The organism is Flavobacterium sp. ACAM 123 (assembly GCF_000264055.1).
Lineage (GTDB): Bacteria > Bacteroidota > Bacteroidia > Flavobacteriales > Flavobacteriaceae > Flavobacterium.
Map to the genome: position 1 here is coordinate 1 of NZ_AJXL01000247.1, position 540 is coordinate 540.

Genomic DNA, 540 nt, shown 5'->3' on the forward strand with positions numbered 1-540 from the left:
TCAGTTCGTCTAAAAACCTCCAAAGTTTTTAAAACCCACTAGCTATTTGGTAAATATAGTTGATTTGTCGTACACAAAAAAGCGGTTTTATAAAATGGTCTGGAGTTGATTGCAAATAATTTGAAGCTTAAAAAAGGCCTTAAATGAACTGTTAAAACTTGAAAAAGCGAAAGCAATATTTTTAGGTACCGTTTTAGTAAATTTTGGTCAACTAAGTTAAATATTCGGCGCAAGTTGTAGGCTGTGAAAATCAATCCAACATCAGCAGAAGCGTGTTTAATAGTTTTTTTAGTCATGATATAATAAAAATCCCATTGCCGTTTAATTACGCCGTAAGGATGCTCTACAATAGCTTGCCGCCTGCGGTACATTTCATAATTATTTTCGATTCGGATTTTATTTTCATAAATTAAATCAGCATGCTCAGAGCGTTCTAGGAGTCTGCCTCGAGCGTTTTTGGTGCATTTTTTAAAGAGTTCACAACTCAAACAGGCACTGGTTTTGTAGTGTTTCATTTGGGTTACTGACTTTCCATTTTTC

The 540-nt window shown here is 34.4% G+C and carries 1 protein-coding gene; it reads right to left on the reverse strand.

The window, feature by feature from the left end; translation table 11 throughout:
- Positions 1 to 38: 38 nt before the first annotated feature.
- Positions 39 to 540: transposase (locus A3SG_RS20535; protein ID WP_035664858.1), on the reverse strand; the 502-nt coding region annotated here is incomplete at its 5' end.